The organism is Parasedimentitalea huanghaiensis (assembly GCF_009753675.1).
Taxonomy (GTDB): domain Bacteria; phylum Pseudomonadota; class Alphaproteobacteria; order Rhodobacterales; family Rhodobacteraceae; genus Parasedimentitalea; species Parasedimentitalea huanghaiensis.
Window position 1 is genome coordinate 557,792 of record NZ_WQLV01000002.1, and the last position, 21,992, is coordinate 579,783.

The 21,992-nt window shown below is 54.5% G+C and carries 23 protein-coding genes; 10 read left to right on the plus strand and 13 right to left on the minus strand.

Annotation, left to right across the window (positions count from 1 at the left end):
* Nucleotides 1-80: 80 nt before the first annotated feature.
* Nucleotides 81-1,319 carry a lytic murein transglycosylase gene (locus tag GO984_RS06475; protein WP_157021716.1) on the minus strand — a complete coding sequence of 413 codons (1,239 nt, stop codon included), beginning with the start codon at nucleotides 1,317-1,319 and terminating at the stop codon, nucleotides 81-83.
* 195 nt (nucleotides 1,320-1,514) lie between these two features.
* Between GO984_RS06475 and GO984_RS06480 the strand changes: the two genes are divergently transcribed.
* The 3 genes from GO984_RS06480 to GO984_RS06490 are packed head-to-tail and all read left to right on the plus strand — an operon-like array spanning nucleotide 1,515 to nucleotide 4,026.
* The gene (locus tag GO984_RS06480) at nucleotides 1,515-2,477 is read left to right on the plus strand and encodes a DMT family transporter (RefSeq protein WP_157021867.1); all 963 of its coding nucleotides are present in this window, start codon (nucleotides 1,515-1,517) and stop codon (nucleotides 2,475-2,477) included.
* Between the two features lie 14 nt (nucleotides 2,478-2,491).
* Nucleotides 2,492-3,112 carry an HAD family hydrolase gene (locus tag GO984_RS06485; RefSeq protein WP_157021717.1) on the plus strand — a complete coding sequence of 207 codons (621 nt, stop codon included), beginning with the start codon at nucleotides 2,492-2,494 and terminating at the stop codon, nucleotides 3,110-3,112.
* Entirely contained in the window at nucleotides 3,109-4,026 is a 918-nt protein-coding gene (locus tag GO984_RS06490) for an ornithine cyclodeaminase family protein (RefSeq protein WP_157021718.1), read from the plus strand. Before GO984_RS06485 ends, GO984_RS06490 begins: the two co-directional genes overlap by 4 nt.
* Before the next feature lie 116 nt (nucleotides 4,027-4,142).
* Here GO984_RS06490 and GO984_RS06495 read toward each other — a convergent pair whose 3' ends face one another.
* Nucleotides 4,143-5,390: an MFS transporter gene (locus GO984_RS06495; RefSeq protein ID WP_157021719.1), complete on the minus strand. Its 1,248-nt coding sequence runs from the start codon at nucleotides 5,388-5,390 to the stop codon at nucleotides 4,143-4,145.
* Nucleotides 5,391-5,548: 158 nt separating this feature from the next.
* Here GO984_RS06495 and zapE point away from each other — a divergent pair, with 158 nt between their 5' ends.
* Entirely contained in the window at nucleotides 5,549-6,616 is a 1,068-nt protein-coding gene (gene zapE / locus GO984_RS06500; RefSeq protein WP_157021868.1) for a cell division protein ZapE, read from the plus strand.
* A 229-nt stretch (nucleotides 6,617-6,845) separates the two neighbouring features.
* Here the strand turns inward: zapE and GO984_RS06505 are convergent, their stop codons facing one another.
* From GO984_RS06505 to GO984_RS06515, 3 genes are all read right to left on the minus strand, one after another.
* Nucleotides 6,846-8,120, minus strand: a complete 1,275-nt coding sequence (locus GO984_RS06505) for a bifunctional folylpolyglutamate synthase/dihydrofolate synthase (protein ID WP_157021720.1) — start codon at nucleotides 8,118-8,120, stop codon at nucleotides 6,846-6,848.
* A gap of 106 nt (nucleotides 8,121-8,226) precedes the next feature.
* Nucleotides 8,227-9,183, minus strand: a complete 957-nt coding sequence (gene accD, locus GO984_RS06510) for an acetyl-CoA carboxylase, carboxyltransferase subunit beta (RefSeq protein WP_157021721.1) — start codon at nucleotides 9,181-9,183, stop codon at nucleotides 8,227-8,229.
* A 62-nt stretch (nucleotides 9,184-9,245) separates the two neighbouring features.
* Nucleotides 9,246-10,136, minus strand: a complete 891-nt coding sequence (locus GO984_RS06515; RefSeq protein ID WP_157021722.1) for a CPBP family intramembrane glutamic endopeptidase — start codon at nucleotides 10,134-10,136, stop codon at nucleotides 9,246-9,248.
* A 314-nt stretch (nucleotides 10,137-10,450) separates the two neighbouring features.
* Here GO984_RS06515 and GO984_RS06520 point away from each other — a divergent pair, with 314 nt between their 5' ends.
* Both GO984_RS06520 and GO984_RS06525 read left to right on the plus strand, forming a co-directional pair.
* A complete protein-coding gene (locus GO984_RS06520) occupies nucleotides 10,451-11,212 on the plus strand; it encodes a DUF6478 family protein (RefSeq protein WP_157021723.1) in 762 nt (253 codons plus the stop codon).
* Between the two features lie 11 nt (nucleotides 11,213-11,223).
* Complete coding sequence (locus tag GO984_RS06525) at nucleotides 11,224-11,601, plus strand: hypothetical protein (RefSeq protein ID WP_157021724.1); 378 nt, start codon at nucleotides 11,224-11,226, stop codon at nucleotides 11,599-11,601.
* Nucleotides 11,602-11,682: 81 nt separating this feature from the next.
* Here the strand turns inward: GO984_RS06525 and GO984_RS06530 are convergent, their stop codons facing one another.
* The 5 genes from GO984_RS06530 to gpmI all read right to left on the minus strand — a co-directional run bounded on the left by GO984_RS06530 (nucleotide 11,683) and on the right by gpmI (nucleotide 17,616).
* On the minus strand, nucleotides 11,683-12,435 hold the full coding sequence (locus GO984_RS06530) for an isocitrate lyase/PEP mutase family protein (protein WP_157021725.1): 753 nt from the start codon (nucleotides 12,433-12,435) through the stop codon (nucleotides 11,683-11,685).
* Entirely contained in the window at nucleotides 12,432-13,490 is a 1,059-nt protein-coding gene (locus GO984_RS06535; RefSeq protein WP_157021726.1) for a bifunctional transcriptional activator/DNA repair enzyme AdaA, read from the minus strand. Before GO984_RS06535 ends, GO984_RS06530 begins: the two co-directional genes overlap by 4 nt.
* A gap of 140 nt (nucleotides 13,491-13,630) precedes the next feature.
* The gene (locus GO984_RS06540; protein ID WP_157021727.1) at nucleotides 13,631-14,962 is read right to left on the minus strand and encodes a S41 family peptidase; all 1,332 of its coding nucleotides are present in this window, start codon (nucleotides 14,960-14,962) and stop codon (nucleotides 13,631-13,633) included.
* 6 nt (nucleotides 14,963-14,968) lie between these two features.
* Nucleotides 14,969-16,099, minus strand: a complete 1,131-nt coding sequence (locus tag GO984_RS06545) for a murein hydrolase activator EnvC family protein (protein WP_425339641.1) — start codon at nucleotides 16,097-16,099, stop codon at nucleotides 14,969-14,971.
* Nucleotides 16,099-17,616 carry a 2,3-bisphosphoglycerate-independent phosphoglycerate mutase gene (gene gpmI / locus GO984_RS06550; RefSeq protein ID WP_157021729.1) on the minus strand — a complete coding sequence of 506 codons (1,518 nt, stop codon included), beginning with the start codon at nucleotides 17,614-17,616 and terminating at the stop codon, nucleotides 16,099-16,101. The genes GO984_RS06545 and gpmI overlap by 1 nt, the downstream gene beginning before the upstream one ends.
* Nucleotides 17,617-17,885: 269 nt before the next feature.
* On the opposite strand from gpmI, the gene GO984_RS06555 reads away from it, so the two are divergent.
* Nucleotides 17,886-18,350, plus strand: coding sequence for a DUF1203 domain-containing protein (locus GO984_RS06555; protein ID WP_157021730.1), 465 nt, complete (start codon nucleotides 17,886-17,888; stop codon nucleotides 18,348-18,350).
* A 571-nt stretch (nucleotides 18,351-18,921) separates the two neighbouring features.
* Nucleotides 18,922-19,176: a hypothetical protein gene (locus GO984_RS06560; protein WP_157021731.1), complete on the plus strand. Its 255-nt coding sequence runs from the start codon at nucleotides 18,922-18,924 to the stop codon at nucleotides 19,174-19,176.
* Nucleotides 19,177-19,264: 88 nt separating this feature from the next.
* On the opposite strand, the gene GO984_RS06565 is transcribed toward GO984_RS06560, so the two are convergent.
* Nucleotides 19,265-19,756 (minus strand): DUF6428 family protein, encoded by a 492-nt coding sequence (locus GO984_RS06565; RefSeq protein ID WP_157021732.1) that lies wholly within the window; start codon nucleotides 19,754-19,756, stop codon nucleotides 19,265-19,267.
* A gap of 84 nt (nucleotides 19,757-19,840) precedes the next feature.
* Between GO984_RS06565 and GO984_RS06570 the strand changes: the two genes are divergently transcribed.
* Nucleotides 19,841-20,167 (plus strand): ArsR/SmtB family transcription factor, encoded by a 327-nt coding sequence (locus GO984_RS06570; protein WP_157021733.1) that lies wholly within the window; start codon nucleotides 19,841-19,843, stop codon nucleotides 20,165-20,167.
* A gap of 37 nt (nucleotides 20,168-20,204) precedes the next feature.
* Here GO984_RS06570 and GO984_RS06575 read toward each other — a convergent pair whose 3' ends face one another.
* Nucleotides 20,205-21,134, minus strand: a complete 930-nt coding sequence (locus GO984_RS06575) for an ABC transporter ATP-binding protein (protein ID WP_157021734.1) — start codon at nucleotides 21,132-21,134, stop codon at nucleotides 20,205-20,207.
* A 71-nt stretch (nucleotides 21,135-21,205) separates the two neighbouring features.
* On the opposite strand from GO984_RS06575, the gene GO984_RS06580 reads away from it, so the two are divergent.
* Nucleotides 21,206-21,385 (plus strand): zinc-finger domain-containing protein, encoded by a 180-nt coding sequence (locus GO984_RS06580; protein WP_157021735.1) that lies wholly within the window; start codon nucleotides 21,206-21,208, stop codon nucleotides 21,383-21,385.
* Between the two features lie 105 nt (nucleotides 21,386-21,490).
* On the opposite strand, the gene GO984_RS06585 is transcribed toward GO984_RS06580, so the two are convergent.
* A complete protein-coding gene (locus tag GO984_RS06585) occupies nucleotides 21,491-21,955 on the minus strand; it encodes a hypothetical protein (protein WP_157021736.1) in 465 nt (154 codons plus the stop codon).
* Nucleotides 21,956-21,992: the final 37 nt, after the last annotated feature.

Here is a 21,992-nt window from a genome sequence, read left to right on the forward strand (position 1 = left end):
GTGTACGGCAAGATCGACTCGGACGGGGCATGAATGGGTTCCAGCAATTCTCTCACCCTAGCTCGATTCAGTAGCGCAACCTACGGTGTAAGCGCGGATTTCATGCTGGCTTCGGGGAAACAGGTGGCGGCGCGGCCTGTTCCTTCTTGCCAGCGGCCAATGGACCGACGGGTTTTAAAGCCCGGTAAGCCGTCAGCCCCACCAACATCGTGTCCCTGCCCTTCAAGTGCGCGCTGCATGACGGCCACATCCGAGCGGTACAACCCACCGACAGCCCCCCAGCGGGCCGAGAAATCACCGACGCCGTATTGGATGCGGTCCCCAACGTGGCCCACAAACAAAGCATACAGATCGCTTTTGTTATACTCTTTCAGAACATAGAAATTTGGCGTGACGATAAAGGCTGGACCGCTGCGTCCCGCTGGCATCAAAAGGTATCCCTCACCCTTCAACTCATGCTTGGGAAACGGTCGCCCTGACACACGTGTGATCCCCATCTTCTCCCATTTGGCAATGGACTGCCCCTGATCCGGGCCTTCCAGCGTACAAGACACCGAGGACGGTACGGTGACCTCAAACCCCCAATCGCGGCCACTGACCCAGCCGTGGCGGTCAAGGTAGGTTCCGATTGACGCAATTGTATCAGCTTCGGATCCCCAGATATCAGCGCGACCATCGCCATCGCCATCCGCGGCATATTCCAAGAAATTTGTCGGCATAAATTGCGGTTGTCCCAGTGCCCCAGCCCAGCTGCTTTTCATGGCGCTCTCGGGCGCATGACCCGCCTGCGCAATCATCAGCGCCGCCACCAGTTCCTTGGTGAAATAGTCCGCTCGCGTGCTCATAAAGCCTTTGGTGCCCAGAACTTGAAAAACATCGTGCGGAATTGAGACTCGCCCATAGCCACTTTCACGTCCCCAAATCGCCAAAATGATCCGACCCGGCACACCTGTGTCCTGTTCAACCTTAGCCAACGCGGATGCGTGACGCTGCATCATCTGCCGTCCAACCGAAGTCGCGCCGTCGATTGAGCCTCGGTTGAAGTATTTACCCGGTGAGCCAAACTCCGCCTGACGCTGGCGTTTTGGTGTCTGCGGTTGGGTCCCCGGGGGCACCAGATCCGGCAATTTCCAGTTTAACGTTACGCCTTTGAACGCATTATCGAACGTCCTGCGGGAAACACCCTTGGCCTTGGCTTGAGGCCAAACCGTCTGCTTCAGCCAGCCTTGGAATTGCCGTTCAACACTGGCGCGATCCTGCGCAAAAGCCGACCCAGAGAGAACAACCAGCGTGGCAAAAATGAAGATTGCGCGAAACATATTAAATGGGCTCCTGATCGAACTGTCACCGGTATGTCCACTGTACGCTTATGTGTAACTGCAACACCAGTTCCGTTACTCAGGTATGAGCAGAACATAAATCATCGGTTGAAAAACACACATTCAATTCTCCCCCCCATTGCCCTGCCCCAAAGTTTACGCCACTGATCAACCAATCACTACGCGAGGCCGATGATGAGCGCACAGGCAAAGGTCAATATCTGGGGCATTTTGGCTGCCCTTGGGGCGGGTGTCGCCTTTTCGATCATCGATACCATTTTCAAGTTTCTGTCCGGCGACTACCCGCTTTACGAAGTGGTATTGTTTCGATCGATCGTTGCGCTGGCAGTTTTACTGGCAGTGATCGTTCCATTGGAAGGTGGCTTTCACCTGCTCCGCACCCATCAACCACGTCTGCATGTGTTGCGTTGCCTGGCGGTGCTATTTGCCAACCTGTGCTTTTTCACCGGTCTGGCGCTAATGCCGCTGGCGGAAGCCGTGGCCATTGCCTTTGCCACACCGTTGATTGTCACCACCCTGTCCGTCATCTTCCTGAAGGAACACGTTGGGCCGTGGCGCTGGGGGGCCGTAGCCGTTGGGTTCTTAGGTGTACTGGTGATTATCCGGCCCGGCAGTGACGCATTTCAGCCCATCGCAATACTGCCGTTTCTAGGGGCCTGTGGCTATGCCACCCTGCATGTTCTGACCCGCCGCGCTGGGGGTTCTGAATCTGGTTCGACCCTGGCGTTCTATCCGATGTTGGGTTTTCTGGTTGTCAGCGCGCTTGTAGGGCTCACACTGGGCGATGGCCGGTTTTCTGACGGCAACAGCCCAGCGATTGATTTCATCCTGCGGGCTTGGGTCTGGCCCGCTCCACAAGATTGGCCTCTGTTCATCGGTGTTGGCATTGCGGGATCTTTCGGTGGTTACCTTGTGGGTCAAGCTTATCGGTTGTGCGAGGCTGGATTGGTCGCCCCGTTTGAATATATCGCCATGCCAATGGCCGTTTTGTGGGGGGTATTGGTCTTCAATGAATGGCCGGAAACGCCCGTTTGGATCGGCAGTGGTTTAATCATTGGGTCAGGCCTAGTTTCGGTTTGGCGCGAGACCCGCAACCATCGCCCTACAAGTCGCCCCAGACCCCGTTCCAACGGATAAAGAGGACATCAATTATGCCCATCCAAGCTATTGTATTTGATATCGGAAATGTTTTGCTGGAATGGCACCCTGAGCGATTTTATGACGCTCAGATCGGCCCTGAACGCCGTCGCGCCCTGTTTGCCGAAGTCGACCTACACGGCATGAACCTGAACGTGGACCGCGGCCACGACTTTTATACCTCTGTCTACAGTCTGGCCGAGCAACACCCAAAATGGCAGGATGAAATCCGGCTGTGGCACGACAGTTGGCTCGCCATGGCAACACCTGAAATCCCACATTCCACCCGGTTACTGCGAGCCCTGAAGTCCAACGGTCACCCGGTGTTTGCACTCAGCAACTTTGGTGTTGGGACTTTTGAACTGGCCTGCAAGGCCTATCCGGTCCTGACTGAATTCGACCGCAGCTATGTCTCGGGCTATATGCAGGTGATCAAACCCGACACAGAAATTTATGCCCAACTGGAATCTGATTGCGGCATCCCCGCTGCTCATTTGCTGTTTGCCGATGACAGGCCAGAAAATATCGAATCCGCGTCTGATCGCGGCTGGCAGACACATCTTTTCACCTCACCAGAGGGTTGGGCCGAACGGCTTGTCTCTGAGGGGTTGCTAACCAAGGAACAAGCCACATGAACATCCCCATCATTTCTTTCGACGAAGGCAATGCCCTGCTGGAATGGGTTGAGTTCACCGAGGCACTGGCCAAAGGACACAGCCTGCCCAAAGCAGAAATTGGGGACACGTTTTTATACCGCAAGCCTGACACGCTCCTGACCCGTTCGGCCTGGATTGATGGTATGGGACTGGCCGTTAAAACCGCCAATATTTTCCCCGGCAACCCCAAGGCTGGTAAACCGATGATCAACGGGTCGGTCAGTTTGTATTCTGACAGTGACGGTTCACTCGAGGCATTGGTCGATTTCCATCTGGTCACCAAATGGAAGACCGCCGGTGACAGCCTGCTGGGGGCGCTGCGATTGGCGAACCCCAATGCCGCAGAAATTTTGATCGTCGGGGCGGGAACCGTTGGCGGATCTCTGATTGACGCGTTTGCCGCTGGCTTTCCTCAGGCACAAATTCGTGTCTGGAACCGGACCTCCCCCAAAGCAAGTGACCTGGCAGCCAGCCGGCCCGGCACCCTGACGGCCCCTGATTTGGAATCCGCAGTACGGGCTGCTGATATCATTGTCACTGCTACCATGTCGTCATCTCCGGTTATCAATGGCGACTGGCTCAGGCCTGGCCAGCACCTGAACATGATCGGCGCCTACCGCCCTGACATGCGCGAAGCAGACGACGTCGCCCTGACCCGTGCGCAGATCTATACCGACAGTTTTGACACCACTCTGGACCATATAGGTGAATTCATGATCCCTCTGGCCGCGGGCGTGATCAAACGAGAGGATGTGCTGGCCGATTTTTACCAGCTGGATCGCTTCCCAGCCTACGATCCGTCCCAGATTACCCTGTTCAAGAATGGCGGCGGTGCACATCTTGACCTGATGACAAGCCATCATGTTTTACAAAAATGGAAGGTCAAAGCGTAATCTGGGAACAGCGACCAATTACGCGACACCTGATCCGTTTCTTCATCTAGCCACAAATATCCCGGGGTCCGGGGTTGGCCCCGGCCTGACGTGAAAAATTAATCAATCCAACGCAATCAGGCAGCCGCTGCCGCAACCTCTTGTTTTGGGTTTTCCCGGATCGGCAAATGCACGATCGCACTGAATGCACCAATACCCACGCCAATCCACCAAACCATAGTATAATCGCCGTAGATGTCATACATCCGGCCACCCAACCATACACCCAGAAAACTGCCCAACTGGTGGCTAAAGAACACGATACCATACAACGTTCCCATGTAACGCAGCCCATAGAGATGCGCGACCAACCCTGACGTCAGCGGCACAGTCGCCAACCACATCGACCCCATTGCAACCGAAAATATGATCACCGACATTGGCGTGATTGGCATCATGATGAAAACAGCCGCTGCAATCGTCCGGCCAGCGTAAATCCCAGCCAACAGATATTTCTTGGAATAACGTTTACCAGCCCAACCCGCCAACAATGTGCCACCAACATTGGCCGCACCAATCAGCGAGATAGCAATCGCGCCCAGCGAAGAGGTTGTTGTGATACCCAGACTGTGAAGCGCGCCTCCGGGCAGGATTGGGCCGCACATTTCGGTGATAAAGGCTGGAAAATGCGCGGTGACAAAGGCCAGTTGATAGCCGCAGCTGAAAAAACCCAGAAAAATCATCGTATACGAGGGGTCCTTAAAAGCCTTGAGCAGAATTGCCCCCATGCTTTCTTCCAGTTCAACCTTTGACGCCACTGCCGGTGCCCTCATCAGGGGTAAGGTCAGGATCAACGCCAAAATCACCCCGGCGAAAACCAGAAATACCTGCTGCCAACTGATAAACCCCAGCAGCCATTCCGCGGTTGGCGCACCAAAAATCTGCCCTGCCGAGCCTGCAGCGGTGACGATTGCCAACGACATTGAACGGTTATCGTCAGAACTGGCCCGTCCCACCACTGCCAAAATCACGCCAAAGCCCGTACCGGCAATGCCAAATCCAACCAGCCATTCATAGCTTTGCATTTCAAAGGCTGTCGTCGCCCCGGCACTCAACACCAAGCCAGCGGCATAGATCAGTGCACCCAATACGATAGCTTTCCGGTCACCAATCTTCTCAGCAACAGCGCCAAACAGCGGTTGGCCAATGCCCCAAGCCAAGTTTTGGATCGCAATTGCCAGCGAAAATTCACTGCGCGCCCAGTTGAATTCTTCGGCGATTGGAATCTGGAACACCCCAAATGACGCACGCACAGCAAAGCTGACCATGATAATCACGCAGCCGACAATCAAAACCGGTGTAAATAGAGGGGCCTGCCGCTGCATTGGATTCTCCTGTTAAGCGTCCGGCGACCCTATCGAAGCCAGCCCGTCTACTCAAATCAGGTTTTTTGCGGTCATGTATTAGAATAACTGATGTGACAGGGGTGGTGGATAAAGTCTCAGTGCTTTTCAAGGTTTCCGAGGCGCGCTATGGCTGGCTGATGACAAATTTGACCACGCTCTATACCGATAAGATTGCCAAGGGTGAATTGCGCCCGGATCCCGCGCAAGAGGCTGTGCTGCCACAATTCGACCGGATCAGTGACGGGCTACAGGCGGAACCGATCAAACGCGGGTTGTTCCGCCGTGCGACACCGCCCCCTCCTCCTAAAGGGCTATATCTGTGGGGTGGCGTAGGTCGCGGCAAGTCGATGCTGATGGATCTGTTTGTCGATAGTCTGGGCGACATTCCGGTGCGGCGGGTGCATTTCCATGCCTTCATGCAAGAAATTCATGCCGCTATGCACGAGGCGCGCCAAAACGGGGTCGAGGATGCCTTGGCTCCAGTTGCGGCTGACGTAGTCGCCAGCGTCCGAGTGCTGGCCTTTGACGAAATGCAGATCAGCGACATCACTGATGCAATGATTGTTGGGCGACTGTTCGAGGCACTGTTTGCCGCGGGTGTGGTTGTTGTCACCACATCAAACAGAGTACCGGATGATTTGTACAAAGACGGATTGAACCGCCAATTGTTCCTTCCGTTTATCGCATTGATCAAAGAAAAGATGGAACCCTGGGAAATGGTCAGCCCGACCGATTACAGGCAGGACCGGTTGCAGGGGTCGCAGGTCTATTTCACCCCTACCGGACCTGACGCCAGCACCGCAATCCAGGCAATATGGCAGGATTTGAGCGGTGGAACCGCGGACCCGCTCGTACTAAAAGTGAAAGGCCGCGATCTGGTACTCCCTGCGTTTCGCAACGGCGTAGCAAAGGCAACATTTTATGACCTCTGCGGCAAGATGCTTGGCCCTGGCGACTACCTGGCCATCGCGGCTGAGGTGAAGGTGTTGATTTTGGAAGACATTCCCAACCTTTCGCGCAGCAATTTCAACGAGGCCAAGCGCTTTGTCACCCTGATTGATGCACTGTACGAGGCAGAGGTGCGACTGATCTGCTCAGCCGCCTCTGCGCCAGAAATGCTGTATGTCGAAGGCGAAGGTACATTTGAATTTGAACGCACCGCCAGCCGATTGCGTGAAATGCAGGGCGAAGACTGGGGGACGTAGATCCGCTACACCTCTTTGCGTTTTTCGATCGCTTTGCTCTCTGACTTAAGGAAACCGGTTGTAGAGCCCATTTTTTCCTCAACGATGTCCAAACTTGCTAGAGCGGTCACGATTTTTGGCGTGATGTTGGAACTACCAAAGGAAATGGTTTGTTTGTGAGGCGTCTCACATTCTTGGACTAGGTTGGCGGCATTCCTCGGACTTTTGATCAATCACCGCATCAACAAGGTCAGCCATTTTCACGCAAGATTGCGCCTGCCAAATACAGCGAGCCACAAATCAGTACTCGGGCTTGTGGGTCATTGGCGATGATGGTGGACAGCGCTGTGGCAGCGTGTTCAGCCGTTGTCGTTGTCAGCCCAACCTTCACGGCAGCTGCGGCTGTGTCTTCTGCGGACAATGTGTTGACTTCATCCGGGATCGTGATCGCTGTGAGGCTGTCAGCATGGTCAGCAAGCGGACGCATATAGCCGGTCACGTCCTTGGTGTTCAGCATACCGCAGATCAAATGTGTTGGACGCTTGGGCAGATTGGCCAGCACCTCTGCCAACGCCAGACCAGCGGCGGCGTTATGGCCTCCATCAAGCCAAAGCTCGGCCTGTGGCGCTGACTCGACAAGTGGTCCGGATTTTAACCGCTGCATACGGGCGGGCCAATTGGCATCTGTCATTGCGGCCTCACAGGCCACCTCATCTGCGCCTAGGTGACGTAAGGCTGCCAGGGCTGCCCCGGCGTTTTGAACCTGATGGGTCCCAAGCAACGCAGGTAGCGGCAGATCCAGCAATCCGTTTTCATCTTGGAAGACCAGACGTCCGTGTTCTTCGTATACGTGCCAGTGTTGACCATGGGCAATCAATGGCGCGCCGAGACGGGATGCCGTGGCTTCAATGACATCCATGACTTCTTCGGGTTGCGGGCCAACCACACAGGGCACTCCGCGCTTGATAATGCCGGCCTTTTCAGTGGCAATCTTGGCCAGCGTATCCCCCAGGAACTGTTCATGATCGATCGAGATCGGAGTGATAACGGTCAACTCGGGTTTGTCGATGACATTGGTGGCATCCAATCGTCCGCCCAGCCCCACTTCGAGCAGGGTATAATCCGCTGGAGTTCGGGTGAAGGCCAACAGCCCTGCAACCGTTGTGATCTCAAAATAGGTGATGGTTTCACCACCGTTCTTCTCATAACACTCATCTAACATTTCGGTCAGGTGCTCTTCGCTGATCAGCTCACCTGCCAAACGGATACGCTCGTGAAACCGTGCAAGATGCGGCGAGGTATAGGCGTGAACTGATTTACCGGCCCCCTCTAGCCCGGCGCGGATCATCGCCTGAGTTGAGCCCTTGCCATTGGTACCTGCCAGATGAATGACGGGAGGAAGCTTCTCCTGAGGATTATCCAATGCCTCTAGCAACCGCCAAACTCGACCCAGTGTAAGATCCATCAGCTTTGGATGCAGTGCCATCATACGTGTCAGGATGGTATCGGAAGAAGTATGAGACATCGGAGTCTATTCCCTGAGGCAGGTCACTTAAGTAAAAACCGCCCGCCGTTTCGGGCAGGCGGCAATTGCAGGTGCGATGTCCTGCAGATAGTGCAGATTAATCTGCTTAGGTCGCGTCAGCTTTGTCTTCAGCGGCGTCCTGCACATCATTTTCGGCATCCGCAATCGCGTCGTCCAACTGTTCCGGGGCCGGAAGGTCGCCAACAACCTGCGGCGATTGCCCCATCAACATGCGAATGATCGTCACCAGTTCCTTGCGCATTTCGGTGCGTTTGGTCACCCGATCCAAGATACCATGATCCAACAGATATTCGGCGCGCTGGAACCCTTCGGGCAGCTTTTCACGGATGGTCTGTTCAATTACACGTGCCCCGGCGAAACCAATCAAAGCATTGGGTTCGGCAATATGGACATCGCCCAGCATTGCATAAGACGCCGTTACACCACCGGTTGTCGGATGTGTCAGCACCACGATATACGGCAAGCCCGCCTGCTTCAGCATCTGCACCGCAATGGTGGTGCGCGGCATTTGCATCAGGCCCAGAATGCCTTCCTGCATCCGCGCTCCGCCTGCAGCAGAGAACAGAACTAAGGGGCGTTTGAGTTCCACCGCGCGTTCGGCAGCAGCAAGAATGGCGTTTCCGACGTACATGCTCATGGATCCACCCATGAACGAGAAGTCCTGGGCTGCAGCAACAATTGGGGTGCGACCAATTTCACCTTCAACCACCAGCATGGCTTCTTTTTCGCCGGTTTTCTTCTGTGCCGCTTTCATCCGGTCTGGATAGCGTTTCTGGTCGCGGAACTTTAGCGGATCTGCCACCGGCTCGGGCACATCAATTTCAACAAAAATGCCGCCATCAAACAACGCATCAAAACGCGCGCGCGGAGTGATCGCCATGTGATGATCACAGTTGGTGCAGACATTCAAATTGTCGCTCAGCTCTCGGTGAAACAACATGGTGCCGCACTCAGAGCATTTCTGCCACAAGTTTTCGGGGACTTCACGGCGCGAGAAGATCGAATTGATCCGCGGCCGGACGTAATTGGTAATCCAGTTCATGATCCAGGCCTCTGCTGGGACGATTTGTGCACTCAGATAAGGCCCCTTGACGGTAAATGCAATCAGCGGCGTATCGCAAGTCGCGCAACCAGCCAGCCAATGAGCATCAGTGCAAAGTCAACGACCATCCAGGGCCTGAGCGCCTGAACATCTGACATCTCGTAAGGCAGTATATATAGGGCCAGCCCATTCAGGCTAGTTGGCGAGGCAAACAAGACAAGAGCTGTTAGGTTATTGAAAAGATGTACGGCAATTGCCGGTCCGAGTGTCCCAGAACGGGCTGTAAGATCAGCCATGAGGAAGCCGAACAACCCAGCCCAAACTGCGATTATTACTGCATTTTCACCTGCTTCAGCGGGCAAGTAATGACCTAAGGCAAACAATGCCGACGGTAGAACCAGCCAAATTATAGGGTGACTAAACCGCGCTGCCAGGGCTTGCTGGATATATCCCCGAAACAAAATTTCTTCGGCACTTGTCTGGATTAGTAGTGCCAACAATGACAGGGGCAGCAGGGCAAGCCAGGTCAAAGCCGGTAAGTTGGACACCATAGGGGCATCCATTTGATACGGCGGCAACAGCATCAGGACCACAAACAACGCCAAGAGAAAAAGACTAACCCGACCAAATTGAGAAACCAACAGACGTGGCACTCCGATGATGCTGGTCAACGAACGGTATTGCAGCAATCGCGCCGCTACCGCCACTCCAACAGTAATAAAGCCAAATCCCCCCAACAATGCTAACATGGCAGCCGGGTTGGAGCCATCTTGCAAACCAGCCACCCAATCGCCTGAAAATGTCCCCAACAGTACCGAGTACATCGCTGACGACAGCAAATACCCGACGATCACCACCACGACCAAACCTGCAATTAGCCGCCACAGTTGTGGGTGGGTCCGCGCATTGAAAACCAGCGCCTCATGTGCTGCGTAGCGAAGACTAGGCCGCATTACAGGTCACTCGGAACTAGACACGGCACGATCTTCGCAAAAGTTGGGTATCTCAGTTGATGCACCTGTGGAAGTGAAGTCATGATCTGCCCTTTTAGAAAAAGTCGTCCAGTTGAAACAGCGACAGTTTTGCTGACGGTATTCACCTACAGGTACAAATTCAAGACAGTGCCCCTCCTCCTGTCCGCAAACACAAAGGGACCCAACTGCGAAGCAAAACATTGCAACAAAAGCGAATTGCCGGTTTGGGTTACAAACGTTACATTGCAAGTAAATGCAGGGCAAAATCGCCCGCTGAACAATTTGAGGACAACATGGGCAGGATACTGGACCGGCTGTTACACCGACGTGCCTTGCGCCATTGGCGTCGGGATGCACATCTAGCCGACCACGCCCCATTGAGTGACTTGCGAAATCAACGCAACCGCGCCCTCCAGTTGCGTGCCCATCTAAATCAGCTACTGCATGTGGCCGAAGGGCGGCTGGCGCTGCCACAAATTGGATCATCCTACTTTTCCAAGCCCCAAGGCACTGACTGGTCCTGGCGGCCTGCCTTATGGCGAGGCCCATTGCCCGAACCTGGTATTTCATCTGTTCCCACCAAATCCAAGTTGGGCGATGAGGTGCAATTGTTCCACGATTGCACCTCTTCCGAGCTAACGCTGCGCCAGCTGCGCAATACCCGCGAACAAGATTTGGCTCCCTTTGGCCTGCGCATGGATGTGTTTCAATTTGACGGATCGTTTCTGTCGCTGGTCGTAGAATTGCCGCCTGAAGCTGCTGCGGACATGACCCGCCAGCATCTCTTACGTATCGATGCCATAATTGAGACTGAAAAACCGCAGGAAATATTTGCCCGGCTGAACATCAAGCATGGCCCAAACACGGAACAGCTGGTTCGGGAATTGCCGCTGAGCGAACAAAACGTCATGGTCGAGTTCGATCTAGCCTATTCACGTCTCAACGAAAAACGAATCGAAAAAATCTGGCTCGATCTGATTTTTGAATCACCTGATATGAATCAGGTGATCTTGCGTGACCTTACCTTCTCGCGCCATCTCCGCGCCGCCATCTGAGGAGTCCAAATATGAGCGAGCTGATCCTAACCAAAATTCATTTTGGGAATGGCCTGTGGAAGGGCAAAATCAGTAATGTGCCCGACACCGGCGCAAAGCCCGACATTCAGGTGCGATATCTGGACCAACTGGTGGAAGGCGTGACTGTCAAAGAGGGTAGCAACGGTACTGAATGGGATTTACAAGTACCGGTGCCTAGCCATGCTGTGGCAGACGGTGTGCATAGCTTTCTGATCCACGACGGTGCGACAGATACAAAGCTGGGCAATTTCACCTTGATTGCCGGTGAAACCGCTACTGACAACTTGCTCGCCGAAGTTGAGCTGCTGCGTGCAGAACTGGATATGCTGAAACGCGCCTTTCGTCGCCATTGTCTGGAAACCACTTAGCAGCGCATTTCGAAAAGTCTCTTTCACAGCGACCGGTCTGACCAACACTCTCGGGCCAGACCAGCGGAGCTGCAGGCCAATTTAGCCTAGCGCCTGAAACCTGTCCGTGATCGCCTGCATTGCGTCAACAAACGGCTGTGGGCCATAGCTGGCACGGGCAACCCCTGCTTTTGCGACCGATTGGCGTGTCATCGTATCACCGCGCATCATCACATTGACCGGCAGTGGGCAGGCCTCACATACCTGTGCGATCAGATCCAGATCCGTCAGCCCCGGCACAAAGAAGCCGCTGGCACCAGCTGCAGCAAAGGCCTGTGATCGTTGCACCGCCTCGTCCAGCAAACCTCCATGCTTGCTACTGTCACGCTCTTTCAGAAACAGATCGGTGCGGGCATTAATAAACAGATCCGCACCAGTCGCGCGAGCGGCACGCAAGCGTTGGGACTGTTCTTCAATGCTGTACAACCCTGCACCACCAACTATCTGATCCTCGAAATTGATACCAACTGCGCCGGCGCCAATCACTTGTGCAACATTGGCCGTCAGTTCCGCACCACCAGCAGCATAGCCTCCTTCGAAATCCACACTGAGAGGCACATCGACGCTGTGTGAAATGCGCGTGGCGATCTGCACAAGCAAAGACAGTGGAATTTGTTCGCCATCCCCATAGCCCTGCGCTCCGGCCACTGACCAGCTGCCTGTGGCGACCGCTGTTGCGCCCGCTTTGGCCACAGCCACGGCGCTGCCTGCATCCCAAATGTTGTATAAAACCAGGGGGTTTCCAGATACATGCAGGGCGGCAAAGTCCTGCGCCTTTTGCGATTGGGTTGTCATATTGCTCTCCTATAACTCTGCTCTATCTCGATCAGCCGCTGCTTGCGCCAAAGCCCGCCGCCATATCCGGTCAACGACCCATCGGCCCCCAGCACCCTGTGACAGGGCACGATCAGCGCCAATTGGTTGGTTCCGTTGGCCCGTGCCACTGCCCGCACCGCTGAGGGCCGTCCGATGTTTTGGGCCAGTTGCGAATAGCTCCGCGTCCCCCCCGCAGGAATTTCCTGCAAAGCCCGCCAAACCTGCTGCTCAAACTCAGTTCCATGCAGCGCCAGTGGCGTTGAAAACGACGCGTTTTCACCTGCAAAAAACTGTTCCAGTTCCTCGGCAACCTGTTCGGTTGGTTCCGGACGTCCAAAGCCAATACCGCAGTTCGAACTCTTTTGCAGTTTTGCCAACTCACGTGGCAACGCCTTGCGGTCAATAAACTCCAGCAGGTGCAGCGCGTGTTGGCAACTGACTGCGATCAAGGATCCCAGCGGCGTTTCGATCCAATCTGCCTGCAACAGTGCATCACGATTAAATTGCCCCGGTGGCTTTCCGATCAAACGGGAAAAGGCCGCACGAAAAGCACTGGATGATTCAAACCCAGCATCTATTTGCGCGGCAATCACGGGATCCCCGGCACTGAGCGCGGTAAAGCCATCGCGTAGACGGCGCTGACGCGCCATCTCGAGGAAGGTCATGCCAAAATGGCGTTTGAAACTGCGTCTCACAGTTGAAGCATCCAGCCCCATTGCCGCCATGTCGCCTTCGGACCAGCGATAGCCGGGACGTTCTTCGAGGGCTTGCAGCAACCGGTCGACAACGGGATCTGCCTCAGCCATAGGCGCCAGTGGGTGGCACCGTTTGCAAGGCCTGAACCCAGCATCAATGCAGGCCCCAACCGAACTATAGAACTGGCAGTTCTCTGATTTGGGTTTACGTGCGGGACAGGTCAGTCGGCAAAAAATACCGGTAGAGGTCACGCCCACATAGGCCTGCCCATCATAGCTGGCATCGCGCGCCACGAGCGCCTCATACAGGGTGTTGGTATCGGGTAAATCAAACATCATCGCACAGTAATAGCCAATGCAATCCCACTCCGTCGCCGGAAATCGGGCGTGAATGTAAATTGTGATTGTTTGTGATGGTCGGAAAGACAAAAGGGCCGCCCAAACTCGGACGGCCCCTTTGTTTTACATGCGTAACCTACTTATTTTGCCAGTGCAGACATACCGGTCAAAATATCGATGGCGTAGGCCAACTGATAGTCGTCTTCGCGCAGATCAGCCGCGGCTTCTGCTTTAGCGCGATCTTCCTCGATCTGACGAATCTCATCGTCGGACAGGCTGTCGTTGTTCAGACTTCCACGCAGATCCGCCTCTGAGCGGGAACGGCGGGCATTCTCAGCCTCGTCCTCTTCGCCGGCGGCAACACGGCGTGGCTGCTCGACAATAATGTCAGGCGAAACGCCCAGCGCCTGGATCGAACGACCGGACGGGGTGTAATAGCGCGCTGTGGTCAGACGCATCGCACCATCGCCGCGCAATGGCATTACCGTCTGCACCGAACCTTTACCAAAGCTCTTGGTTCCCACCACGATGGCCCGGCGATGATCCTGCAACGCACCGGCAACAATTTCAGAGGCCGACGCGGAACCACCATTGATCAGCACCACAACTGGCAAGCCCTCGGCCAAATCACCCGGTGTGGCGTTGAAACGCTCGCCATCCTCTGGGTTACGACCACGCGTGGAAACGATCTCGCCACTTTCCAGGAATTCATCCGAAACCCGGATTGCCTGATTCAACAAGCCACCCGGATTGTTGCGCAGATCCAGAATCACACCGTTTACATTTTCAATGCCACCAGCAGCCTCAACCTGTTCTTTCAGGCCTGAAATCAGGTTTGGCGTTGTCTGATCGTTAAAAGTCGAAATCCGCAGGACAACAGAGGAGCCTTCGGTCCGGGCCCGGACCGCAGTCAGTTTGATGGTGTCACGGATTATCGAAACATCAAACGGCTCGTCCTCACCTTCGCGGACCACAGTAATGATGATTTCTGACCCCACCGGCCCGCGCATCATATCAACCGCTTCGTCCAGCGACAGACCCAACATGCTCTCGCCATCGACGTGGGTGATAAAGTCGCCGGCTTCCATACCAGCCTCATCCGCTGGGGTGCCATCCATCGGCGAGACGACTTTTACAAAGCCCTCTTCTTGCGTGACCTCGATGCCCAGACCGCCAAACTCGCCACGGGTCTGCACCCGCATCTGCGTTGCATCATCAGGTGACAGATAGCTTGAATGTGGATCAAGCGAGGCCAGCATGCCGCCAATGGCCGCTTCAATCAGATCGGTTTCATCGACCTCTTCAACATATTGCACGCGGATGCGTTCAAAAATGTCACCAAACAGATCCAGCTGTTCATATACTGTCGCCGAGCGGGCGTTTTCCTGTGCCAGAAGTGGTCCCGCCACATAGGTGGTCGCAAGGATTCCCGCCAGCGTTCCGCCGACGGCTGCCATCGCAAACTTTTTCATATGCCTCTATCCATCCTTGTCGGTGCGGAACCAGATTTCCGGGTCCACGGGGCTGTCATTCAATCTAACTTCTATATAGAGCGTTTCTGTCCGGTCAGTTCCAGCCCCTTCACCGCTTAGTGACAAAATCGCACCAACTTCTGGGGTTACACCGCCCATTAATCCCACTGGAGTGCCTTTGGGGATCACCTGTCCCGCCTCGCCAAACACCTCAGCCAGCCCAGACAGCACAAACAACATGTCTGGCTGCGGCTCCAGAATCACCACATTACCAAGATCCAGCAAAGGGCCGCGATAGCGAATCGTTGCCGCAGTGGGCGATGCAACCATTGCCCGCGGTCGTGCTGCAATAAGCAAACCGGGGCGCGAAATGCCGGCCGCGTCTTGTGCCCCATACCCACGCAGTACCAAACCCTGTACCGGCAGGGCGATCTCTCCACGTTGGGCAGTTATGTCCGCACTGGACTGGGCAATCTCTCCTTCAACGATGTTCGCCAGCCCGCTGGCAAACCCCTCCAATGTTTCGATTGAAGAAATCAGAATTGATGTGCGTACAGGATCGTAGGTAAACCGACGCGGTAAATCTGTGCGATCGGCAATTGCCGTAGACAATGCCGCGCGGGCCTGCTGAATGCCTGCCAGACCAGTATGCAGGGTTCCGGCAGCGTTTTGCTGTAACAGACGAAGCGTCTGCACTTCTTTCAGGTCCCGCTTTAACGCTTCGACCCGGGCCTGTAGCCCAGGTGTCACTTCGGCCAGCATCATTGCAGAGCGCGCAGATCCTAATGGACCCGATGGATGCAGCAACAAAACCGGCGGCGCTGAGGTTTCAATGGTCTGCAGGATACCCAACAGATCTGCCACCTCATCCTCGCGTGACCGCAACTGAGCAATCAGTTGTGTTTCACGGCGGGCCACTCGGCGCAAACCATCGCGCATTGCACCCAGCCCGGCCTCATAGGCCTGTACTGTGTCTGTTAACGCTTTGACCCTGTCACGGGCACTTTCAGCTTCTTGCAACTGTACCGTCGCCGCTTCCAGCTGATCGCTAGCAGCGCGAGCGGCGCTCGCCGGGTCCTCGGCAGCAGCCGCAGCACCACTTGCCAAGCATAAGAGCAAGACCGCAATGCATTTCATCATGCCAACAGGCTCTTTCCAGTCATCTCAACAGGTTTTTCCAACCCCATGAGTTCTAACAAGGTTGGAGCAAGGTCAGCTAATCGGCCGTCGCGCAATGTTGCACCCTGAGGTCCACCAACCAAGGCCAAAGGCACCAAGTTTAGCGTATGCGCGGTATGCGGTTCACCGGTTACCGGGTCCACCATCACTTCGCAATTGCCATGATCCGCAGTCAACAACATAGCACCACCCACCTTGTTCAGCGCCTCAACGACCTGCGCCAATCCATGATCCACCGCCTCGCAAGCCGCCATAGCTGCCGCCAGATCACCCGTATGACCCACCATATCCGGGTTAGCGAAATTGGTCACAATAAGATCATAACCCGCTTCAATCGCCTCAACAAACTTAGCGGTTACTTCGGGTGCCGACATTTCCGGCTGCAAGTCATAAGTCGCGACATTCGGTGATTTAGGCATAAACCGGTCCTCGCCTGACTCGGGTGCTTCTTTACCACCGTTCAGGAAGAAGGTCACATGTGGGTATTTTTCAGTCTCCGCCAGTCGAAACTGACGCAACCCCTGTTTGGCAACCCAAGCGCCCAGCGTATTGACAATTTCAGCCTTGGGATAGGCGGTCGTCATATAAGTGTTGTGGTCGTCCGAATACCCAACCATGCCAAGGAAAGCTGCCAGTTTTGGCCGTTTCCCAACTTCAAACGCTTCAAAGCCTGGCTGACCAATAGCCGCAAGGATCTCTCGTGCGCGATCAGCGCGGAAGTTCAGACAGACAAATCCGTCACTGTCGCGCATCCCGGGATATTCACCAATCACAGTGGCACTAATGAATTCATCTGTCTCCGATCGTGCATATGCTTGTTCGACCGCCGCCTTGGCGTCCATCGCTACGCGGCCGCCGCCGTTAATCATTGCAGTATAAGCTTGGCTAACCCGGTTCCAGCGGTTGTCGCGATCCATCGCGAAGTAGCGGCCGGTCACACTGGCGATATCTGCTCCCTCTGGCAGCGCCGCTTGCAGTGTTTCAAAGTACTCCAACGCTGACTTTGGGGCCACATCGCGCCCGTCGGTGATCGCATGCAACCAGACTGGCACACCGGCATCAGTCACTGCTTTCACCGCAGCCAAAATATGGTTGATGTGCCCGTGCACTCCACCATCGGACACCAGCCCCATCAAGTGCGCTGCACCGCCAGTGGATTTCAGCTTGTTGATAAAGTCCTGCAAGGCAGCATTTTCGAAGAAAGAGCCATCCTCGATCGCCAGATCTATCTGCCCCAGATCCATCGCCACAACCCGGCCGGCACCAATATTAGTGTGTCCTACTTCCGAATTGCCCATCTGTCCGCTGGGCAACCCGACATCGGGCCCATGGGTAATCAACCGCGCCTGTGGTCCACTGGCCATAATTGCATCAAAGGTTGGTGTCTTGGCGAGATGCGGTGCATTCGCAACGCCCGGCACGCCACTGCCCCAGCCATCAAGAATACACAGGACAACAGGTTTCGGCGTGGGCATATCAAAGCTCCGGAGTTTGGTTGTTTGGCAACCTTTTACAACCTATCCCCGGGATGGTGAACAGCCCATATGAGCCGCACCTCTCCACACTGTGTTTCCTTCGCTGTTGAGCGCAACCTGCACCTGGCCCAAGCCAGGTGCCATGCCCAACGGGCGAGGCCCCCATCAGGGGCCGGCAACCGGCGGGAGCCTCTGTCGGATGCGCAACAAACGGGTCGCTTGGGACCACCCAAATGCGCCAGTGTCTGGGCAACCAAAGGAGATATACCATGACCAAATTCAACGCTTTGCCAACATCACTCGTCCGCGCCCTGCAAAATGGTGGGCCGGATGCCCACGGACAAACACCAGAACGCACCCTGTCCGACGGTGGTGGCAACCCCTGTCGCCACTGCCTTCAGTATATCCCAAAGGATGCGGAGATGCTGATACTGGCCCACCGCCCCTTTCCATCCCAACAACCCTATGCAGAAACTGGCCCTATTTTCCTCTGTGCGGATCAATGCGAAAAGCACCAGGGCGATCAAACTCCCGAGATTTTTGAACGGTCTCCAGACTACCTGATCAAAGGTTACAATCATGAAGACCGCATCGTTTATGGCACGGGTGTCGTGATTTCCAAGGAACACATGTTGAGTCAAGCTAGTGACATTTTCAACGATGATCGAGTGGCCTATATCCATATCCGGTCTTCCCGGAACAATTGCTACCAAGCGCGGATTGACCGGGCGTAAAACGCTACCATTTTTCAGACCCAAACCGCAGGTATCTAGCTGGAGAGACTTTCTCTTTGGCTAGATACTTTCCGGTGCTGGTGTCTCATCCTGAACTTTGATTTTGATGACACTGGCGCCGGACCTGTTCTGCTTTTTCTCCCTGGTTCGCACAGCACACCCGCGGCTTGGAAGGGTGTACAACACTCACTTAAAGGGAAATATCGCCTGATCTCGACCAGCCAACCCGGTTTCTTTCAATCTATGCCCAAGCAGGTCCAACAGTAATGCCGCCAAACAGCGGTTCCAATAGGTTCAAAACACGTTGTGAATGGATCCGGTCATTTCTTGTTGTCCATTCATGAATTCAAGAATGAGTTGCCACTATTGTTTCATACATGGACACCCTGATCGGGGTCTAATGGCTCACAAAACCAAAGGCCCAATCTTACCTGTCCGGGTCGCCAGACGATTCTGCTCGAATTGCTGTGTGAAACGTCTGTTGGAACGCTGGAACCGATATATAGCCACCATTTTGAATTGACCCAGCTGGAGGGCGAACCGGTACACGGCCTGACAATTGAAATGACCCATGCCGCGAATTGAACCGCATACATTGGTTATCCCAACAGTTCCGACCATCTTGCAATTGGATTTGCATACTGCCGCTTGCCCCTACCTGTGTGGAATTGTTTGGGACGTCGCAGGCTGCAACGGCAAAGAATACTGGGACGATGCAAAGTGCTTTCATGTGGCCTCCGATCTGCCGGATTCTCTTGATGGGATGCGTCTCCCCATATGTGCCTTCACATTAACCTGCCAGCAAGTATCGGTAGAACATATTTAAGTGTACGCCGTTCTCACCTGCACGCTCTTAAGGGTAGCCAATGCCTCCACCTGGCGAAAAGACGCAGCCAAGTAGAGGTATGATCCGTTTATGTGCAGCAGGCCGATTTGGAGCTATTTGAGCTGCAGCACCCGTTGGCAGTTTCCACCGCTTTGCCCGCAGCAGCGGGCTTACACACAGCCCGCCCTTCAGTAAGCAAAACTATGATCTTTGATGCGTCGGGTGTCAGCGCCTCTATTTGGTAGCGCCGAAGCCCATTATTTTTCAGGGCAAATTCAAAATACAAAGGCGCCTCACCCAGATGTTGTACCTTGGCCATGCTTTTGTCCGCTATGGCAGCAAACTTACCAACGCTCATGTGCTCTCCGGTTTGCCCGTCTAACAGTTGAACATGCGTTTCACGCCAGTCATCGATGTTTCCGCCACAATCGATACTCGTGATGATCGCCTGTTTCAGTTCGGTCACGTGATAGCCACCGCCTATCTCACCCTCATTCGTTTCAAACACCAGCGGCGCATATGCATTCTGTAGCTTAAGCAGAGTCACCACGCTGTTCAGCGTTGTTGTTTCATGTGTCATCGTGTATTTCTCCATGATATCTCAACGTTTCAAGTATTATTGAAATAATGGGGAGTCAACGAATACTTCAATAGGAGTTGAAATATGGATGAAAGCCAAGTCATAGACGCGTTAGGCGCGCTTGCGCAGGAAACACGGCTGCGCATTCTAAGGTTTCTGGTCACCAAAGGCAGCGATGGCGCTTCAGCCGGAGAGATCGGTGAGGCCGTTGATGCTGCCTCGTCGAGGGCCTCTTTTCACCTGTCGACCCTTGCCAATGCCGGGCTGGTGACGGCAGAGCGTAAGTCACGCCACATCATCTATCGCGTCAATTTTGATGCTGTGGGGGGCATGATTGGCTATCTGATCAATGATTGCTGTGGCAATCATCAAGCTGTGATCGCGTGTTGTCAGATCCCAGGTAAGTGTTGATCCAGCGAACCGCGCTGCAGTTCCTCCACAATCTGCATTAGCGGGATGAAGTCAGCGACAAGAACACATCTTCCAGATCCGCCTCCTCCGTTTTGACATCGCGAATGGTGATCCCGGCTGACCGAACAGCTGCCAGAACCTGTTCGGCGCTGGTAGAATTGGTGTGATAACGCAGTACAACGGCGCCATCGCCGCGCAGCTCAGCAGCGATCCCTTCTGCGTCAGGCAATGCCGACACAGGTGAATCTGGGTGCACAACCATGGCTTTGGCATCCAGCCGTCCCAATAGATTGGCCGTGCTGTCGCGCACAACCACTTCACCTTGGTTGATGATGGCAATCTCGTCACACATCTCTTCGGCTTCTTCTAGGTAATGAGTAGTCAGGATGATGGTCATTCCCTGCTCATTCAGCTTGCGGATATTGGTCCACAACATCTGGCGCAGCTCGATATCAACTCCGGCGGTTGGTTCGTCCAGCACCAAAATATTAGGACGATGCACCAGTGCCTTGCCCAGCAATAACCGCCGCTGCATCCCGCCAGACAGGGTACGGGCATAGGCCTCAGCTTTGTCCTCTAACCCGATCATCGCCAGAATTTCATTGCTACGACGCTCTGATTTTGGGACGCCATATAACCCGGCCTGCACCTCCAACGCCCCACGGGGCGTGAAGAATGGGTCAAGGTTCAACTCTTGTGGCATTACACCGATAGCCGCCCGTGACTGGCGCGGATTGGTGTCCTGATCAAAGCCCCAGATATCAACCTTGCCAGCGGTCTTGAGCACCAATCCAGCCAGAATGTTGATCATCGTCGATTTGCCCGCCCCGTTGGGACCCAACAATCCAAACACCGATCCACGCGGCACCGTCAAATCAACGCTTTTCAACGCGTGTTTTTCAGGCTGACCACGTTTACCGCGATAGGTTTTGCTCAAACCAGTCAATCGGATTGCATCCTGTGTCATCGCAGCTCTTGCCCCCAGTTTTGCCTTAGCTCATAAAAGCCCCTAATGGATTAGCAAGAGGACTGCCAGCGATGACCATCCAAGCGCCGGAAACCAAAATCGTCGACAGCTATAAAGTTGTCTGTGACGGCAGCGAAGGCGCATTGGGTCATCCCCGCGTCTATCTGCAGATCCCCGAGGATCAGGGTTGGGTTGAATGCGGCTACTGTGATTGCAAGTTTGTGCACAAGGATCACGCTGGGAAGGCATAGTAAGATTGTTATGTCGCCAATTTGGATAAGCGCCTCGGGTATCTGGCGGCGCTTATCTGGTCCCTGCAGAAAAGCCTGCGGTGAAAACTACGTGTTACGATCACGTCAGTACGAACAAGGGCCGTCCATCAACAGCTGTCCGGTCTGAACATCAATATGATCCTGAGCGGCGTAGCCAGATGCCCAGTGAACAATCCCGCCATCAACAGTATTTCCCATGCCATTGGGAAAACCAACTGAACCAATGACGGGGTCCATCACAACGATCTTAGTCTCTAAACCATCGGCACAGGATAAGGTCGCGATCCTCGTAAAATCGTCATCGCCGAGTATCTTACCTGTGCAAATCGTACCGTCGTTCAGATTGCCACTGATAGTACTGTCTTTGATACCAATTACAGTCCCTACGAACCAACGTGTTGTTTCGGCGCTGATACAGGCAAAAGCACGTTGGCAGTGGAATTTGTCAGAACTCATTGGGCAATTAGGCGCGCCATAGGTTTCGGCCTGGATGGTGGTTGTTACCAATGTAAGGGCACAAACAACGGCTGGCAGGTGAAGAACATTCATGCGATGTATTCCTTCGAAAACGCGATCCGAGGAGCAG

Coding starts and splice junctions, on each gene's coding strand:
- GO984_RS06475 (WP_157021716.1), bottom strand. CDS start 1,319: ATGTTTCGCGCAATCTTCATTTTTGCCACGCTGGTTGTTCTCTCTGGG.
- GO984_RS06480 (WP_157021867.1), top strand. CDS start 1,515: ATGAGCGCACAGGCAAAGGTCAATATCTGGGGCATTTTGGCTGCCCTT.
- GO984_RS06485 (WP_157021717.1), top strand. CDS start 2,492: ATGCCCATCCAAGCTATTGTATTTGATATCGGAAATGTTTTGCTGGAA.
- GO984_RS06490 (WP_157021718.1), top strand. CDS start 3,109: ATGAACATCCCCATCATTTCTTTCGACGAAGGCAATGCCCTGCTGGAA.
- GO984_RS06495 (WP_157021719.1), bottom strand. CDS start 5,390: ATGCAGCGGCAGGCCCCTCTATTTACACCGGTTTTGATTGTCGGCTGC.
- zapE (WP_157021868.1), top strand. CDS start 5,549: ATGACAAATTTGACCACGCTCTATACCGATAAGATTGCCAAGGGTGAA.
- GO984_RS06505 (WP_157021720.1), bottom strand. CDS start 8,120: ATGTCTCATACTTCTTCCGATACCATCCTGACACGTATGATGGCACTG.
- accD (WP_157021721.1), bottom strand. CDS start 9,183: ATGAACTGGATTACCAATTACGTCCGGCCGCGGATCAATTCGATCTTC.
- GO984_RS06515 (WP_157021722.1), bottom strand. CDS start 10,136: ATGCGGCCTAGTCTTCGCTACGCAGCACATGAGGCGCTGGTTTTCAAT.
- GO984_RS06520 (WP_157021723.1), top strand. CDS start 10,451: ATGGGCAGGATACTGGACCGGCTGTTACACCGACGTGCCTTGCGCCAT.
- GO984_RS06525 (WP_157021724.1), top strand. CDS start 11,224: ATGAGCGAGCTGATCCTAACCAAAATTCATTTTGGGAATGGCCTGTGG.
- GO984_RS06530 (WP_157021725.1), bottom strand. CDS start 12,435: ATGACAACCCAATCGCAAAAGGCGCAGGACTTTGCCGCCCTGCATGTA.
- GO984_RS06535 (WP_157021726.1), bottom strand. CDS start 13,490: ATGATGTTTGATTTACCCGATACCAACACCCTGTATGAGGCGCTCGTG.
- GO984_RS06540 (WP_157021727.1), bottom strand. CDS start 14,962: ATGAAAAAGTTTGCGATGGCAGCCGTCGGCGGAACGCTGGCGGGAATC.
- GO984_RS06545 (WP_425339641.1), bottom strand. CDS start 16,099: ATGAAATGCATTGCGGTCTTGCTCTTATGCTTGGCAAGTGGTGCTGCG.
- gpmI (WP_157021729.1), bottom strand. CDS start 17,616: ATGCCCACGCCGAAACCTGTTGTCCTGTGTATTCTTGATGGCTGGGGC.
- GO984_RS06555 (WP_157021730.1), top strand. CDS start 17,886: ATGACCAAATTCAACGCTTTGCCAACATCACTCGTCCGCGCCCTGCAA.
- GO984_RS06560 (WP_157021731.1), top strand. CDS start 18,922: ATGCCGCGAATTGAACCGCATACATTGGTTATCCCAACAGTTCCGACC.
- GO984_RS06565 (WP_157021732.1), bottom strand. CDS start 19,756: ATGACACATGAAACAACAACGCTGAACAGCGTGGTGACTCTGCTTAAG.
- GO984_RS06570 (WP_157021733.1), top strand. CDS start 19,841: ATGGATGAAAGCCAAGTCATAGACGCGTTAGGCGCGCTTGCGCAGGAA.
- GO984_RS06575 (WP_157021734.1), bottom strand. CDS start 21,134: ATGACACAGGATGCAATCCGATTGACTGGTTTGAGCAAAACCTATCGC.
- GO984_RS06580 (WP_157021735.1), top strand. CDS start 21,206: ATGACCATCCAAGCGCCGGAAACCAAAATCGTCGACAGCTATAAAGTT.
- GO984_RS06585 (WP_157021736.1), bottom strand. CDS start 21,955: ATGAATGTTCTTCACCTGCCAGCCGTTGTTTGTGCCCTTACATTGGTA.